The 15,389-nt window shown below is 53.7% G+C and carries 18 protein-coding genes; 5 read left to right on the plus strand and 13 right to left on the minus strand.

Features of this window, described 5'->3' with window-relative positions:
- The 13 genes from LBW89_RS08800 to LBW89_RS08860 form a co-directional block, all read right to left on the minus strand.
- Entirely contained in the window at positions 1–285 is a 285-nt protein-coding gene (locus LBW89_RS08800; protein ID WP_225038990.1) for a ketopantoate hydroxymethyltransferase, read from the minus strand.
- Positions 282–872 (minus strand): putative phage tail protein, encoded by a 591-nt coding sequence (locus tag LBW89_RS08805; RefSeq protein WP_225038991.1) that lies wholly within the window; start codon positions 870–872, stop codon positions 282–284. Before LBW89_RS08805 ends, LBW89_RS08800 begins: the two co-directional genes overlap by 4 nt.
- On the minus strand, positions 865–1,944 hold the full coding sequence (locus tag LBW89_RS08810; RefSeq protein ID WP_225038992.1) for a baseplate J/gp47 family protein: 1,080 nt from the start codon (positions 1,942–1,944) through the stop codon (positions 865–867). The genes LBW89_RS08805 and LBW89_RS08810 overlap by 8 nt, the downstream gene beginning before the upstream one ends.
- Positions 1,937–2,341: a DUF2634 domain-containing protein gene (locus LBW89_RS08815; RefSeq protein ID WP_225038993.1), complete on the minus strand. Its 405-nt coding sequence runs from the start codon at positions 2,339–2,341 to the stop codon at positions 1,937–1,939. Before LBW89_RS08815 ends, LBW89_RS08810 begins: the two co-directional genes overlap by 8 nt.
- Positions 2,338–2,712, minus strand: coding sequence for a DUF2577 domain-containing protein (locus tag LBW89_RS08820; protein ID WP_148453683.1), 375 nt, complete (start codon positions 2,710–2,712; stop codon positions 2,338–2,340). The genes LBW89_RS08815 and LBW89_RS08820 overlap by 4 nt, the downstream gene beginning before the upstream one ends.
- Positions 2,713–3,693, minus strand: coding sequence for a hypothetical protein (locus LBW89_RS08825; RefSeq protein ID WP_148453685.1), 981 nt, complete (start codon positions 3,691–3,693; stop codon positions 2,713–2,715).
- Positions 3,690–4,358, minus strand: a complete 669-nt coding sequence (locus LBW89_RS08830) for a LysM peptidoglycan-binding domain-containing protein (protein WP_148453687.1) — start codon at positions 4,356–4,358, stop codon at positions 3,690–3,692. Before LBW89_RS08830 ends, LBW89_RS08825 begins: the two co-directional genes overlap by 4 nt.
- Positions 4,359–4,370: 12 nt before the next feature.
- Positions 4,371–6,479, minus strand: coding sequence for a hypothetical protein (locus LBW89_RS08835; protein WP_148453689.1), 2,109 nt, complete (start codon positions 6,477–6,479; stop codon positions 4,371–4,373).
- A 192-nt stretch (positions 6,480–6,671) separates the two neighbouring features.
- On the minus strand, positions 6,672–7,091 hold the full coding sequence (locus tag LBW89_RS08840; protein ID WP_225038994.1) for a phage tail assembly chaperone: 420 nt from the start codon (positions 7,089–7,091) through the stop codon (positions 6,672–6,674).
- A gap of 47 nt (positions 7,092–7,138) precedes the next feature.
- On the minus strand, positions 7,139–7,615 hold the full coding sequence (locus tag LBW89_RS08845) for a phage tail tube protein (protein WP_148453693.1): 477 nt from the start codon (positions 7,613–7,615) through the stop codon (positions 7,139–7,141).
- Between the two features lie 13 nt (positions 7,616–7,628).
- Positions 7,629–8,957 (minus strand): phage tail sheath family protein, encoded by a 1,329-nt coding sequence (locus LBW89_RS08850; RefSeq protein ID WP_225038995.1) that lies wholly within the window; start codon positions 8,955–8,957, stop codon positions 7,629–7,631.
- Positions 8,950–9,156 (minus strand): hypothetical protein, encoded by a 207-nt coding sequence (locus LBW89_RS08855; RefSeq protein ID WP_225038996.1) that lies wholly within the window; start codon positions 9,154–9,156, stop codon positions 8,950–8,952. Before LBW89_RS08855 ends, LBW89_RS08850 begins: the two co-directional genes overlap by 8 nt.
- Entirely contained in the window at positions 9,146–9,631 is a 486-nt protein-coding gene (locus LBW89_RS08860) for a DUF6838 family protein (RefSeq protein WP_225038997.1), read from the minus strand. Before LBW89_RS08860 ends, LBW89_RS08855 begins: the two co-directional genes overlap by 11 nt.
- A gap of 525 nt (positions 9,632–10,156) precedes the next feature.
- On the opposite strand from LBW89_RS08860, the gene LBW89_RS08865 reads away from it, so the two are divergent.
- The 5 genes from LBW89_RS08865 to LBW89_RS08885 are packed head-to-tail and all read left to right on the plus strand — an operon-like array spanning position 10,157 to position 15,367.
- Positions 10,157–11,143: a LacI family DNA-binding transcriptional regulator gene (locus LBW89_RS08865; protein ID WP_225038998.1), complete on the plus strand. Its 987-nt coding sequence runs from the start codon at positions 10,157–10,159 to the stop codon at positions 11,141–11,143.
- Between the two features lie 22 nt (positions 11,144–11,165).
- Positions 11,166–12,155: an N-acetylglucosamine kinase gene (locus LBW89_RS08870; RefSeq protein ID WP_225038999.1), complete on the plus strand. Its 990-nt coding sequence runs from the start codon at positions 11,166–11,168 to the stop codon at positions 12,153–12,155.
- Between the two features lie 43 nt (positions 12,156–12,198).
- Positions 12,199–13,497 carry a 6-phospho-beta-glucosidase gene (locus LBW89_RS08875; protein ID WP_225039000.1) on the plus strand — a complete coding sequence of 433 codons (1,299 nt, stop codon included), beginning with the start codon at positions 12,199–12,201 and terminating at the stop codon, positions 13,495–13,497.
- 24 nt (positions 13,498–13,521) lie between these two features.
- Positions 13,522–14,448, plus strand: a complete 927-nt coding sequence (locus LBW89_RS08880) for an ABC transporter permease (RefSeq protein ID WP_148453708.1) — start codon at positions 13,522–13,524, stop codon at positions 14,446–14,448.
- A 28-nt stretch (positions 14,449–14,476) separates the two neighbouring features.
- Positions 14,477–15,367, plus strand: coding sequence for a carbohydrate ABC transporter permease (locus LBW89_RS08885; protein WP_225039001.1), 891 nt, complete (start codon positions 14,477–14,479; stop codon positions 15,365–15,367).
- The last annotated feature ends 22 nt before the right edge of the window (positions 15,368–15,389 follow it).

Here is a 15,389-nt window from a genome sequence, read left to right on the forward strand (position 1 = left end):
TTAGTTTCCCTCCTTTACCTCAATGGTTTGGAGCATCAAATGGTCGGCCGCAATCGGTATGTTGACGGCATTGCTGCTCAAAACGGTATCCGCTGCGTCCTTGAGTTCAATTAAGGTGACCAAGGGGATTTCTGCAACCGGAATGATGTAATTCAATACCAGTATTTTATCCGTCACCGATTTAACCTCAAAATCCGTAATCGTATAGGTCCCGTTGAGGACCACTTTGGCCACCCGGCCGTTGACATACTCGGCAACGTCATGCAGGATGCCTTCGGCTATCATTTTACTGGCACCTCCGTCCCATAATGGAGAAACGGCTTTTCTCCCAGCTTCCAGGAGCCGTCCAATGCATAATTCCATTTCATTTCCCGCGTACTGATGTGCTCTTCGAGTTCGATTGCACCCGTTAGGGCTGTGTTTTGCTGGTACATCAGGTTAGCGGGCTTGACCGTCTCGATCGTCCGGTGTACCTCTTTAAAGACATTGGCATTGTCAATGCCGGCCGTCACAGTCAGCACGCGGTCGGCATAATTCACCGACGCGATCGTCATCCCCTGACCAACCAGCATGTCGAGCTGCCGCTGCAAATACCTGATCGTAAATGGAGGCTTGGTCTGGTAACGGTTCAGCAGGCGGCGACGCCGGAAATCCATCGTCTCCGCCGCCGGGTCCGCCTGGATCCCGAGCATCTGCTCCCGTCGCTTGACGGCTTGCAGGCCGGACGTCTCGATAAACTGGTCATCGAAGAGCTGATCGACTGCCCCCTGCATCAGGTGGAGCTCAACGGTCTCGGTGTCGGCCAACTCGGTAAAATCCTCGATCCCCAAGTAAAAAGCCGGCAGATGGATCAAAGTCCGATCCTCAGGCATGGATCTTCACCGTCCCCGGCAGCGGCACTTCGTCGGAACCCAACGAAAGGTTGGTCGGGAATCCGTCAATCGTCGTTCCTGTAACATCCTCGATCCCCGACACAGTCAAGATGCGGGCATCGATCTGCGCCGTCCGAATGATTAATTGGTTCTGACCGGCCCAGTCCTTTCGGAGTTCCAAAAGATAGGATGCCACCACAGACTCCACATCGGCCTGCACCTGCCCAGGCGTCACCCCGGGGGCAAGCGTCAACGTCGTCTCGATGTTAACCGTATGGCCACTCACACCTGTAATGGTGACTTTATGGTCGATCGGCGCCTGACCATACCCTTGGCCGGTGTTGCCCGCCGGATCTATGATCGTTTGTACCTCACCGACCAGGGTTGGCGAGGGCGGCGTCCAGTCCGCGGCGATGATCGTACACTTGACCGTCCCCCCTCCCTGCCACACCGGATATACCTTGGTGGCGCCCACGCCAGGGATGGCATTGATCCGCTGCTTGTAATCGGCGACGTTGCCGCCAAAAGCGGGCTCGTTGACGGCAACGTAAAAACGCCGCCGCAGCTCTTCGTCCGGTTCTTCATCCTCGCCCGGAACAAGCACCTCGCTCAGCTCGGCACGGGAAAGATTCGCCACGTAGTCGATCGGCAGCAGTGCGCCAAACTGTCCATTGCCGACGGTCCCCGGCGTCTCGCAAACCATTTTATACACGCCGGTGCCGATTTTCTCTTCGGCGACAAAGGTTAACTCTCCGATCGCATATCGGCCACCCAGCGGCACATCCACCGGCGCATTGCTCTCGCCGTAGAACAGCCCCTTGCGCTCGGCCGGCGTCGCCCCCGCCCGATTGACGCCGAATTCGGCGGTCCTCCGGGTCAAATATTCACCGGAGGCGGTGTCCACGAAGGACAGATTATAGTTAATGTCCAGCTCAATATACATTTGCGCCAGCTCGGCCGCCGCCGGTGCGCAGGCGTCATAAATGACGCTGCCCTCCCTTTTGTCGATCGTATCCGGCACCCGGGAGAGCATCCGCTGTAATATGAAATCAAATGTCATATGCTCATACATTTCGGTTCACCTCCTGCTCAAAACTCCCGTAAACCGTCACCACCGTAAACCGGATGGTAATTTGGTCTTCTTTCATTTCGGCCCGCACATTCTCAATCGAGTCAATCCGGTCATCCGTTAAAAGCGTCTCCGTAATCATTCGGGTCGCTTCGGATTGAACAAATTCCGGACTGCTGCCGAGCAGCAGCGTGAGCTCGTGGCCGTAGTCGGAAGAGTAAATGTCATACGCAAACCGGTCTGTCTGAAAAACCTTATAAATCGCCTGTTTGATGGCATCCAGGCCGTCCGTTTTACCAACGACGCGTCCTTTAGCCAGGTCAAATTTCCAGGTCAGGGAGGGCAGCGGCCCCTCGTCCAGCCTTTCGTCCAACAGACTCTGGTCCGTTTCCGGAATCACGACGCGCTCACCACCCTATCCAAAATTACATACTGCTGTCCGCCCTGCACCCGAAGCAGGAGCAGCTTGTCCCCCGCCTCAAGACCCCGGCGGATAACGATCGGCTTTGCCGGCAGCGCCGGCTTGGTCTGTTTCGCAGCGCTGCCCGAGCCGCTGTCGTCGGTATACTCGTGGCTGTGGTTCAAATGGATTTCAAAATGAACCAGCGACTCCGGGAGAAGCAAAAAATCCGCCGGAAGCGTGAATCGTTGATCCACGAGCACTTCCAGCGGATTTGTTTTGGTAACTTCCCCGAACATCACCGCGGCGGGATTGCCGGCATTTACGGCGTCCGTCGCGGCTTTTTTCAATGTTCCCAGTAAATTCGCCATTCACACCACCCTCAAATCCAGTGTCATTGTGTGCGCCGCGCCGTCAAAATCGTGAGTACACTCGTCCACTATCAGAGCCTGATCTACCCCGTATTCGGAGATGACGATCCGGACGCGAATGCCGGCCCGGACCCGGATATCCCCCAAGGCGCTTACCTTAAGCGACTTGGTCTCACGGTTCTTCATCAGGGACAAGTTGTTTAGAAGCTCCTGGATTTGCGCCGCGTTCTTTTTTTCATCCACCGACTGGTAAAGCTGCAGCAGCCCCCACCGCTTGATATTGACGCTGTCCTTGGCCAGGTATATCTCGCGTTTGCCGGTCTCTTTATTATCCTTGTACAGCTTAATCTGGTTGTACGTGTCGCTGTCGATGGAGCGCTTGACCTCATAGTCATACATCAGTTGGCCGTCACCGACAGTCAGATCCAGACCGGTATCGGTCACCTCACGCAAACACAACGCACCGAAATCGTCGTACAGGCAGTAATCGCGGCCGGTGTTTTCGTAAGTGAGCGTAATCGCCTTGCAGATGATATCCAGCAGCTTTTGTCCGTCTTCGCTCAACTGAATCTTATGTCGGGTATCGGCTACATCGCCAAGCTTGAGGTTAAAATCTTTCGCAATCCGCCGGAGCACCTCGGTAGCGGTTACCCCCGTAAACACGTAGGTGTCGGTATTCATCAGATACCGGATCTGGTCATACGCCGTAATCTGAACGGCTTCATCCCGGCCCTCGTCAATGCTGAAAATGTATCCATGAAATACATTCGTGTCATCGACCCGGACCCGCACGATATCCCCGTTATTGTACGTAAAATGGGACGCTTGAAAAGGAGAGCCCTTGATCAAGTTAAACGAGACACTGCCCGCCTTGCCGATCCGGGATGTCTTCCAGGACAGCCCCTCCACGATTTCACTAATGTCCCATTCGGCGTCCGCACCGCCCCCCTGGCGATTGATGATTTTCACAGCCAAGCTCATGGCAGCTTCAACACCTTTCCGACCGGCAGCCGCTTGAGGTCCGCATCCTTGATGCCGTTAAGCTTCTGGATCTCTTTCCACCGCGCTCCGTTCCCCAGCTTCATTTGCGCCACCTTCCAAAGGCTGTCGCCCGGAGCCATCTTATAGGTTTTCGGCTGCTGCTTCTCGTTTGGCCGGGCCGCGGTTGTCTTTTTCTGGACTTTAGCGCCGCCGTTTTTGGTCTCGCGCTCGATTTTCCGTGCGGCATAAAACACATATTTTTTTAGCTTGATGTCGTATTCAATGTCGCCAGCGCTGCCCGCCACCTCTTTCCAAGTGAAGGACTCGATGCTGGCGGCGGTATTAATGTCATAAGTGTCACTGGTGAAAATAAACCGGATCGGCAGCTTGGTGACCATCCACTTTTCGATCATCTTAATATACTCAACCGGGTGCAATAGTTTCTCCGTCTTCACAAACCGGTACCGTCGGGCCGGAAATAAGCCGCTGAAGCTGTATTCCGTCAACTCCCGGTCCTTGATCACATTGATCTGGCCCAGCCCTACCACATCAAACGTTTTGCCTTGACCCGACTCACTGACGTTGATTTCGGAAGGGTTGACGGGCAGCATTAGTACCTCTGCCCTGTTGTTGAAACTTAACTCAACGCCATATACTGGCACCATTCATCCCTCCTATCAACCATACACAGCGTCCACCGACGAGGCGATATCCCGCTCCAGCTTTTCGGAGATATGCGCGATGATCGTATTGATATCACTTTGCTGGCGAACATGGGTATCGCCGAAACTGATCGACGGCTGCAGGGTAACGAAATTTTGGATATTCTTCATTTCCGCGAGCTCCCGCATCATCTTTAAATCCTCCGAGGAAATATCCACGGTTTCATTAATGCGGTCCACACTGCCGACGTTTCCGACATTGCCGATATTGGCGGCGCTCCCGCCTCCTAGTCCAGAACCAGGAACCATCCCGCCGGTGCCCAGGGGGTTCTTGTCCTTGGACGGATCTTTGCCGAAACCGGGTTTGCCGAAGTTGTTCAGTTTATTGGCGAACTTATCATAAGACTCCGCCCCCAGCTTACGGCCTTCAGCAACAGCCCCGGAGGTGTCCTTAAGCTGCATACGGTCGAAGCTGACGACATTATCCGGCATTTCCGGAGCTTTATAACTGTCCAATGCGGTTTTTAGTCCGTCGCTAAGGATATGAAGGTTAAGGTCATCTTCAGTAATGAGTTCTTTCCTCTTGAAATCAGTCCCGAACAAGTTATTAATGCCGTCGATCAGCCAATTGATATGTTCTAATGCGCCATTGACCACTTTAAGAATCATGCCTGCAAAACCGCTGGCAAAGTCCTCCGCGGACCGAAGCATATCGTACATATACCCGCCGAACGTCATCACCAGGTCATAAAACAGCTTTTTGATCGCATACACCGGATTGATGAACAAGTTGATCATAAACTCCGCAAAACTGATGAACAAATTGTAAGCCGTGGCGACCAAGTTATACAAAGTCGTGAACAACCCGTAAAGCAGCCCGACGACAAACCCCACGATCTCTTGGCCGGAAACGCCAAAGCTCATCAGTAAACCGATGAGCAGCCCGATCCCCGCGGCAATAAGCAGCAGCGGCCAGTAAACCCCGATCCAGGCTATGGCCTGGGCCACAACAGGAGCGATCATGCCCCAGAGCAGCGCGGTCGCTAGCACCAGGGCCGCTCCGATGCCGAACAGCATCGAGCTTGCTTGGCCCCCTCCGGAATTCAGCAGATCAAGGAAAGACCAAACCGCCCCGACAACTCCGCTTAAAAAGGTTCCAACCATATTCAAACCGGATCCAAAGCCGCTGATAAAATTCTTGAACGCCTCGCTGTTTAAAGCTTCAAGGAGTGTGTCAAACAGCGGACCGAGCGCGTTGATTCCCTCCCTGCCCAACGATCCGAGCTGGAAGTTAAAGGTGTCCACCACCCGCTTCCACTTCACGGCCGGCGTATCCATCATCGTTTCAAAAGCCGACTTCGTCATGTTCTGCTTATTCAGCAATTGGTCCATGCTGGCGATGATTGTGTTGAAGTCGCCCTGCTTGGCCGCCGATTTAATGGCGTCTTGATTCACCGCGGTTTCGGGAATCTTGTAATCCGAGCTCAGGGCTTTTGTGTCGCCGGACATCATTTGAGAAATCGCGCCTGCCGCCCCTTCGAGCCCCTTTCCTGGATTGAGCTGTGAGAGACGCATGGCCAGCATATTCAGCTTCTCCAGTTGCGCCGGATCGGTCGTTTTGGCCATAAACTGCTGCGTGCCCGCCAAGGCGGCGTTGACATCCTGCCCATAATTCAACGCTTGCGCGGCCGTCTGATCGAAAATTTGCTTCCCCGCCGCCGAGCCCCCCGCACGAGTCGAAATTTGGTCCAGGGCAGTTTGCTGCTGTGCGCCGATATTTAAGAAACGCGCCAGATGCGGCTTGCCGGCATCCGCGATTTGTTTTACGTCAATCTTCTTGAGGGCCGTGACAAAGGTACTCGCCTTCTTGGCCGATTTGTCAGTCGATTGGTTGAGCTTATCCTGGGCTTTCGTCAACTCCCCGACTTCTTTCCGGACCTGGGTTACGACAGTCATCGTTCTTTGGACGGTCTCAGTATAGAACAGCATGGCCATTGCATTGTTTTGTGCTGCTCTTTCCGAGGCATTCAGAACGGTCACCGACTGGTCAAGCGGCTGTATGACCTGAGGAAGCATCCGGCCCGCGTTATCATAAGCTTTCAGCATTAAGGTCGCATCTGCCAAGTCTTCACCTTCTTTCCGGACAGGAGGTTCATTTCTTCTTCACCGCTTTCTTCTCCGACTTGATGATCTCCTGAATCATCGCGATGAGCGCGGCTTTTTGTCTGACGTTCAGCGCGGCGAATTCCCAAGGCATCAAGTGGAACCGGTTTAGAGCGAAGAGGGCGCAGACCGATTCGCCGTCGCCCTCATCGATTAGTTTTTTACCTCATCCGCCAATTCGTTGATACTTTTATCGAAGCCGTTGATCTCCTGCACCTTTTGCACGAGCGTGGCGTATTCGCCCGGGAGCAGCATCTTCCGCAGGCATTGGTCCGCCCCCATCACTTGATAGGACTGCTGGAGCTCGGCGTTTTTCAAATCCGGGAACACGACGCTGGCGACCGCCAGCTTGGCCAAATACTCGTCGGTATTGGTCTCGAAGCTGACCATCCCCTTGTCTTTCACCTTGCGCTGGCAGGATTTGCGAATCGCCTCGTTCTCATCCTCGGTCATGCTGCGCAGCTGCCACGGCACCGGCTTCCCGTGCTCGTCCTTAAACCGGTTGGATACGACGACTTCCTCCACCAGTCCGGCGGCGGCATTTTGGGCAAAAAAAGCAGATAAAGAGCTCATTCGTGAATTCCTCCTGAATCGTTTTTATTTTTTCGTTGAAAAGATCGTTAGTTGGTCGGTTGAATCGCGTTAAAGGACTCCGTCACATCGTAATCCTCGAAGGTAAACGGAATTTCTTCTTCGAGCATATCCTCGCTGGACGCGTCGAATTTGGCGGCGATGATGCTGTCGAGGTTGCAGCCCCGCAGGAATACGGTCTGTTTGCCCGCACCGCTCCCCGGCTGCTCGTTCGTAATCATCAGGTCAAACCAGAAGTCGGTCCCGTTCTTCACGTAATCCTCCATCAGCTTGCGGAATAAAGAGGAGACATAATAAATCGTCAGCGTGCCCGTGCCTTTCCAGCCCGCCGAGCGCTGCGGCGTCCCCGTTCTGCCCAGGGTGGGAACATCCACTTTTGTTTTTTCAATCGTCGATTCCAACGTTTTGGCGTAGAACAGTTCCTCCGTCCGATCGCCGATTTTAACGAACGCCTTGGCCTGCTTACCGCTAACCGCATCTCTCACATTAAAAAAAGAACCTGCCATCGTTTCGTCCTCCTTAGTTGACCGTGACGGTCATGTAGATTTTTTCGATACTGTCCACCGGCTGTACGCTCAGATTAACGATAACGGCGTCCCCGTCGATGCCCGGCAGCACTTCCAGATCGGTCTCCGCGTTGAAATTCTGAATCGCTCCAATCCCCTGCAGGCTTCCCAGATAGCTGAGCACCTCGCCCTTCAGCAGGTTGCGGCCGTCCGCGTTGTTGCCGATTTTTCCGATATAGCTTGCGGTGAACGTCCGCTGGATGTCCCGGGCGATCGTGTCCAGCACGCGCACCACGCGGTTTTTGCTGAAATGCTTGGCCTTGTCGGCCGTAAACGTCGTCAGCGTATTGATGTCCTGCTGGATTTGCACTTTCCCGTTCGACGCCGACAAGACCAGCTCGCCGTTTTGCAACGCCTGGATCATCTCGCTGTACGTGTACTTCGGCGTTACGTCGACCGCATTCGGAATTTCCGTATAGGTGAGCGATTCATTGACCCCTGCCGCCGCTTCCATCGCGGTGATTTCCCATAGCAGGTAGATCGGCTCCACGGTTAAACCGTCCGCGGTCACGACGCTGTTCTTCAAGCTGATGACCCCTTCGTAGTCCGCTTGCGGGTAGTTGTAGAGGACGGTGACGATTTTTTTGCCTTCCTGCTCCCGCAGACGCTTCGTATAGGCCACGGCGAGCTGCTTCAACGCCGAATCGTCGGTCGGCAGGCCGAGCACGTCGAACTCCTCCGCCTCCAAGGCCGCCAGCGCGTCGGTCCAGTCCCCGTTGCCTCCGGTGCCTGCTTTGCCGTCGGTCAGCGGCGTCCCTGCCGTTTCGGTCAACTCGCCGCTGCCCGCAAACGTAACGAAGTCGTTGTCCTTAAGCGCCTCCGCCGTGGCGACGACTTGCGCGTCCACTTCTTCGCCCTCCAGCAGCGTGCGTACCTCGTAAACATCCGGCTGATCCACGCTGGCTTGAACAACGATTTGCAGATCGTTACCGCGGGTGCCGCCGTATTTGGCCGTAACCTTCAAATTGCCGATCACCGCGGCAGCCTGAACCGCGTTCTTCGCGCCGAGCCGGTAGATCAGCACTTTGCTGGCATGCGTCATCGCCGACGCAATATGGCGGATTCTCGCGTCAGCCGCATGGAAGCCCAACAGCTTCAGGGCGTTCTGCAGAAAAGACTCCGCCTCCAGCTTGATCACGCCGCTTGGTCCCCAAGGCAGCGGTGCCGGAAATGCCGCCACCCCGCGCTCGCCTACCGTTCCGACCGGCCGCGCCGCCGATTTGAAATTGATGTACGTCCCCGGAGATACTTTGTTTTGCGTTGTCCATGTGCCATTAGCCATGTTCCTTCACTCCTCTTTGGATAAATGATTGTACCGCCTGTCGGGCCACGGCTTCCGTATAGGCAGCCCCGTCCGCCAGCACCACTTGCAGAATGTCCTTTTCCACGCCGCTAAAGCGTTTGGATGCCAAAAACTGCGCTTTGGAAAAGGTGCGCTCCGCAGGCGTTCCCTGATGGTCCACTTTCTTTTTAATCCCCATGTTTGACCTTCTCCTCCTGCCGGAGTGTTCTCATCTTCACCGCTTCGCCGGCCGGCGCCCAAACGAAGTGCGTGAACGTCAGGTACAGATGCAGGGTCCCGTCGTCCTTCCATTCGGTGCGCATTTCCGCGCCCGGCGACGGTCCGTCGTCCGCCGAAGCGACCGCAAACAGCTCGTAGAGCTGCTCCGCCACCTCATTAGCGGCTTGCCGGCCGCGTTCCGCGGGAGGGTAGAACTGAACGTCGAGCGAATACGTTCGCTTGAACCGGCGGTTCAACTCCCGGGCCTGTTCCGACTTCAGCAGCTGCACAAAAAAGCACGGCGCCGGTAAACCTTCCGGCCCGCGCTCCGTGTGAACGGTCAGCTCAGGGAACCTCGCCGTGAGCCTATCGGCCACGCTTTGCACCACTTCATTTAAAGTAGACTGCGACAACTCCTCACCTGCCTTCGTGTAACGCTTGATTTTTCCCGTCATGGTCCTGGGCGACTCGCGCCTTGCCCTCATCTTGGCCCCTCAACCCGCACCATCGTTCGAACGCCCTTCCTCTTATAGCGCCTACCCGGTCTCATCACCCGCCGCAATGAGGCTCGTCCCAAATGAGAGCCCGCCCACACCCTAACACGGCCAGACGGGAAAAAACAGGGCCGTGAAAGTCTCATTCACGGCCCTGCGTTACGAATGAAATATGCAATTTCTATTTCTTCGACAATATCATTTTATCCCGGATTTACGGTCATCATTGGCCCTAAAAAGGACATGGAGAGGACAGGAAGCGGAAGCAATTTGCTTATTGACGTATTTTGGGAATGGTGCTAATATCAATTCGAAGTTAAAACCTTTAAACTTATTTTTGAGACTCAATTTTCTTACCTGCTCGCAAAAGGACTTATACATGACCATTCATACCAAGGAAGGATGGCCGTATCCGTTATAGGAGCTTTTTTATTTACCTCAAAAGTTAAAACCTTTAAACTTTTTTACAATGGAGGCAATCCCTAGATGAACATCCATGATGTAGCCAAGAAATCAGGGCTCTCGGTAGTGACGGTTTCCAGAGTCCTGAACAATTCGCCGTCGGTCCGGGAAGTAAATAGACAGAAAGTTCTCAAAGCCATCGAGGAGTTGAACTATCAGCCCAATTCGGCGGCACGCAGTCTGGTACGCGGTAAAACGGGAGTCATCGGGATGTCAATTACGAACTTCAACGACTCTTTCTATGATCGCGTGATTCGGGTGGTGAATCGCAAGCTGGCGGAGCAAGGATACTTTCTGGCCTTATCCATCGCTGAAAACGAGGTGGAGGATAACTTTTTGTTTCAGAGGGACCGGGTAGACGGCATTATTTTGTTGTCCCCACTTCGAGAAAACGAATATGTAGTTGAACTGAAGCGAAAAAACATTCCGTTCGTTTTGCTCGACAATCAATTCCAGCATGAGGATGTCCCCAGTGTGGTTGTCGATAACTATCAAGGCGGGTATGAGGCTACGAAGCATCTGATCGATCTGGGACACACCCAAATCGCGCATATCGGCGGCCCCTCGGTGTTCCTGAGCGTAGAGGAGCGCAAGAGAGGATATGTTCAAGCGCTGAATGAAGCCGGTTTAACGCCGTTCGGTATGGAATTTTGCGGTTTTACGGTAAGCAGCGGATATGAAGTGGCCAAAAGATGGATTCGAGAAGATAAGCTGCCGACCGCGATTTTTTCCGGAGACGACTTTATCGCCCTGGGGGTTGTTCAGGCCCTCCGCGAAGAAGGGATTCTGGTACCGCACGACATCTCGGTTGTCGGCTTTGACGATCAGCAGTTTGTAGGTGAATTCTTCCCCCGGTTGACCACCGTCCGACAGCCGGAGGCGCAAATGGGAAGCATCGGCGTCGATTTGCTGCTCCAGCTGATCAATGGGGAGGTGATGCCGGCCGCTGTAACCAAGCTCGCCCCTCAGTTTCTTGTACGCGAGTCCACGGCACCTGTTAGGCAAACCTAAATATATAGGAGTGAAACGAGTTGTGAGGTACTTTTTGGGCGTTGATGCAGGCGGAAGTAAAACCTACGCGGTTATTGCGGATGAACAAGGCAACGTCATCGGTGTAGGTCAAGGGGGAAACGGAAATCATCAAAAAAATCGGGAGCAGGCGGAGGCCAATCTTCGTCGGGCCGTCACGGAAGCGCTCGAAGCTTCGGGACTTACGCAGGAACAGATTGAGTTCGCCTGGTTCGGCCTCGCGGGAGCGGATAGGGAGTCCGACTTCCGGATTTTGCGGCCGATGATCCGGCGGCTCGGGCTGCCGCGAACCGATATTTCCTGCGATACGTGGATCGCACTGCGGGCAGGCACGGAAAAGAGCTATGGCGTGGTCCTGATTTGCGGATCGGGCGTAAACTGTGCCGGTAAAAATCCGCAAGGAGAGACTTACCAATGCGGCGGGTTTGGCTACCGGTTTGGCGACTTCGGCGGAGGGTACGATTTGAGCGCCGAGGTGTTCCGCAGTGTGATGCGAGCGGATGATGGAAGAGAGAAGCCCACGGTTTTATCGGAACGCTTAACGAGTTTGCTGGGCTATTCCCATGTTTCGGAGCTTAGGGAGGACTACTTGGACGATTTCAGAGACTTGCCCCCCCATATTGCGGAACTTCTGTTTCAAGCCGCGGAGGAAGGGGATGAGGTGGCTGCCGGTCTGTTGATCAAGCAGGGAGACGAACTCGGCCTTGCCGCCTCGGCGACGATCCGTCAACTGGGGATGGAAACCGGTACCGGTACGTTTGACATTGTTCTTGCAGGCAGCCTGCTGACAAAAGGGGATCGCTCCGGGATCATCCGGGGAGCCATTGAACGAAACGTGAAACGGACGGCTCCAAATTGCACTTTACGAGTTTTAACCCGGGAGCCGGTCATCGGTTCGGTCGTTCTGGCCATGGAAAACAGCGGGATGCAAGTAAACCGCGAGATACTTGATCGCCTATCGCTGGCGGCAATGCCGCAAACCATAAAATGCTAGTCTTCATGAACCACAAATCGAATGAGTGAAGGAAGGGGCTATTTTGAAGGAAACACTGAAACTGGTTGTCGTCGGAGCGGGGTCTTCTTATACTCCGGAGCTTATTGAAGGCGTTATCATGCATCACAAAGAGCTGCCCGTCAGCGAAATATGGCTGGTGGATATCGAAGAGGGAATGGAAAAGCTGCACACGATTGCGGAGCTGAGCAAGCGGATGATTGCCCAATCCGGACTTCCGATTACCGTATGCGAGACGCTTGATCGCAGAAAGGCCATCGCCGGAGCGGACTTTGTCTGCACGCAAATCCGGGTAGGTATGCTGGAAGCGCGAAAATGGGACGAATTGATTCCGCTGAAGTACAATGTCATCGGTCAGGAGACGACCGGACCCGGAGGCATGATGAAGGGCCTGAGAACAATTCCGGTGATCCTGGACATCTGCAGAGATATCGAGGAGCTTGCTCCGGATGCCTGGTTGTTGAACTTTACCAATCCGGCCGGCATGGTGACCGAGGCCGTCCACAAATATTCTTCGGTAAAGAGCGTAGGCCTGTGCAACTCACCGATCGGTTTTCAAAAGTGGCTCTCCGAGTTTTTTGAGCTTCCGATCGAAAAGATCTATGCGGAATTTGTAGGAATTAATCATTTGCACTGGGTATCCGATGTGGTGATCGACGGGGTAAGCAGGCTGCAAGAGCTTATTGATTATCCAAAAAGCTACAAGGCGAGCAATGTGCCGTTCGATGCCTGGGATCATCGATTTTTGAACTCTTTGAAAGCGATACCATCCTATTATTTGAGCTATTACTACATGACGGACGCGATGCTTGACGAACAGAAGGAAGCTGCGGCAACGACCGGATCGCGTGCTGAAGTGGTGAAGCAGGTGGAAGAAGAGCTGTTCGAGCTGTACCGGAATGTTGAGCTAAAGGAGAAACCGAAGCAGTTGGAGCAGCGCGGCGGCGCCTATTACTCCGAAGCGGCGGTGCTGCTGATGCGCTCCATCTATAATGACTCGCGCGATATTCAGACGCTGAACGTAAGGAACGGCCGAACCATCGACTTTTTGCCCGAAGATGCCTCCATTGAAGTCAACTGTATCGTAACCAAACAAGGCCCGCTGCCGATCCCTCTGCAGAAAATTCCGGAACCCGTCAAAGGGCTGCTGGCGGCGGTGAAGCAATATGAGAGCTTGACGATCGAGTCGGCGGTGCATGGGGACCGGGACACTGCGCTGCAGGCGATGGTCCACCATCCGCTGGTGCCTTCCGTGACCGTAGCCGAACAACTCTTGGATGAAATGCTGGAGAAAAATAAACCGTATTTGCCCAAGTTTCATTAGACTGTCCCAGAGGAGGGGAAACCGATGAAGGCGGCTGCGAAGTCAAGTAAATGGAAGCAGTTAGGCAAACAGTGGGATTTACAGTCCATGGTTTGGCCGGGCATCATCTTTGTCTTTATTTTCAGCTATATTCCGATGTATGGCGTGGTTATGGCGTTCCAGCAGTACGATATTTTTGCCGGAATCCTGAAGAGCCCTTGGGTTCAATTCATGAACTTCAAAATGTTCTTCCAAGCGCCGGAGTTTTGGAATGTGATGAGAAATACGCTGGTGATTAGCCTGTTAAAGCTGATCATCTCCTTCCCGGCGCCGATTCTGCTTGCGCTGATGCTGAATGAAGTCGGGAACATGGCCTTTAAGCGTTTTATCCAGACCGTCAGCTATTTGCCTTATTTCCTGTCCTGGGTCATTGTATCCGGTTTTGTATTCTCGCTTCTGTCCGTGGATAACGGAACGGTGAATTACTTGCTGGAGCGCTTCAACCTGATTCAGGAGCCGGTAAACTTTCTGGCGGTTCCGGAATACTTCTGGTCGATCCTGGTCAGCGTGAACGTGTGGAAGGAAGTCGGCTTTGCGAGCATCGTTTATCTTGCCGCCATCGCCGGCGTTGACCCGACCATGTATGAAGCCGCCTCCATAGACGGCGCAAGCCGATTCAAACAAATCTACTTAATCACGCTCCCCAGTATAGCGCCCATCATTATTATTTTCATGATTCTCGCCATCGGCAATCTCCTCAGCGCGGGCTTTGAAGACATTCTACTGCTGGGCACCAATCCGATCCTGCGGGAATACTCCGATGTCATCGATACCTATGTATATCGCGTCGGGATTTTGAATGCCCGATTCTCCTACGCGACAGCGGTGGGCCTATTTAAAGCCGTGATAAGTGTGATCTTGCTGGTGACAGCCAATAAGATCGCCCGCCGGGCCGATGTTAGTCTCTGGTAAGGGCTTCAACTTAAAGGGGGAATGAAAAATGAGACTAAGTCCGGGCGACAAAATCCTGCAGCGGACCATTTACATCCTGTTGACGTTGCTCGCGGTTATTATGCTTTATCCGTTCTGGAACTCGCTTGTGATTTCCTTCAACCAAGGGAGCGACACGGCGCTTGGCGGCGTAACCCTGTGGCCAAGGGTCTTTACGCTCGAGAACTATTACATCGTGTTCCAGGATAAGCGATTATTGAACTCCTTTTGGGTCACCATCCTTCGAACCTTGTGCGGCACGGTGTTGTCGGTCTTTTTCACGGCTCTCTTGGCCTATGGGATGTCCAAAAAAGCGTTGCTGTTCCGGAAGCACTACATGGTGTTCTTTATCGTAACCATGTTCTTTAGCGGCGGGTTGATTCCAACCTATATGCTTATCCGTTCTCTCGGCATGCTCGACACTTTCTGGGTTCTGGTGATCCCCGGCATCATCAGCGTTTATAACATGATCGTCATTCGCACCTTTTTCGCGGCTCTACCTGAAGGCCTGGAGGAATCGGCTAAAATCGACGGTTGCAGCAACTACGGCATTTTCTTTAAAATCGTCATTCCCGTCTCTGGCCCGGTACTGGCTACGATCGCTTTGTTTACGGCCGTGGGGCATTGGAACGACTGGTTTACGGGCGCGATCTACATCACCACGGATCACTTGCTTCCCATTCAGACGCTGCTACGCCAAATTATGAACTCCAACATCATGACCGACATCGCCTCATCCAATGCCATCGCGCTGGATCATATGAACCGGAATCGTACGATTACGACGAAGTCGCTGACCATGGCCACGATGATGATCGCCACGATCCCGATTATTTTAACGTATCCCTTTCTTCAGAAGTATTTCGTCAAGGGGGTATTGATTGGCTCGTTGAAGGAATAGCAAGCTCCATATTCTATAGAAA

The organism is Paenibacillus sp. alder61 (genome assembly GCF_020179875.1).
GTDB lineage: Bacteria > Bacillota > Bacilli > Paenibacillales > Paenibacillaceae > Fontibacillus > Fontibacillus faecis.

Bases quoted from the DNA above. Each gene is read 5' to 3' on its own strand.
- LBW89_RS08800 (WP_225038990.1), bottom strand. From the start codon at position 285: ATGATAGCCGAAGGCATCCTGCATGACGTTGCCGAGTATGTCAACGGC.
- LBW89_RS08855 (WP_225038996.1), bottom strand. From the start codon at position 9,156: ATGGGGATTAAAAAGAAAGTGGACCATCAGGGAACGCCTGCGGAGCGC.
- LBW89_RS08850 (WP_225038995.1), bottom strand. From the start codon at position 8,957: ATGGCTAATGGCACATGGACAACGCAAAACAAAGTATCTCCGGGGACG.
- LBW89_RS08865 (WP_225038998.1), top strand. From the start codon at position 10,157: ATGAACATCCATGATGTAGCCAAGAAATCAGGGCTCTCGGTAGTGACG.
- LBW89_RS08825 (WP_148453685.1), bottom strand. From the start codon at position 3,693: ATGAGCTTGGCTGTGAAAATCATCAATCGCCAGGGGGGCGGTGCGGAC.
- LBW89_RS08840 (WP_225038994.1), bottom strand. From the start codon at position 7,091: ATGAGCTCTTTATCTGCTTTTTTTGCCCAAAATGCCGCCGCCGGACTG.
- LBW89_RS08880 (WP_148453708.1), top strand. From the start codon at position 13,522: ATGAAGGCGGCTGCGAAGTCAAGTAAATGGAAGCAGTTAGGCAAACAG.
- LBW89_RS08820 (WP_148453683.1), bottom strand. From the start codon at position 2,712: ATGGCGAATTTACTGGGAACATTGAAAAAAGCCGCGACGGACGCCGTA.
- LBW89_RS08845 (WP_148453693.1), bottom strand. From the start codon at position 7,615: ATGGCAGGTTCTTTTTTTAATGTGAGAGATGCGGTTAGCGGTAAGCAG.
- LBW89_RS08805 (WP_225038991.1), bottom strand. From the start codon at position 872: ATGCCTGAGGATCGGACTTTGATCCATCTGCCGGCTTTTTACTTGGGG.
- LBW89_RS08885 (WP_225039001.1), top strand. From the start codon at position 14,477: ATGAGACTAAGTCCGGGCGACAAAATCCTGCAGCGGACCATTTACATC.
- LBW89_RS08830 (WP_148453687.1), bottom strand. From the start codon at position 4,358: ATGGTGCCAGTATATGGCGTTGAGTTAAGTTTCAACAACAGGGCAGAG.
- LBW89_RS08810 (WP_225038992.1), bottom strand. From the start codon at position 1,944: ATGTATGAGCATATGACATTTGATTTCATATTACAGCGGATGCTCTCC.
- LBW89_RS08860 (WP_225038997.1), bottom strand. From the start codon at position 9,631: ATGACGGGAAAAATCAAGCGTTACACGAAGGCAGGTGAGGAGTTGTCG.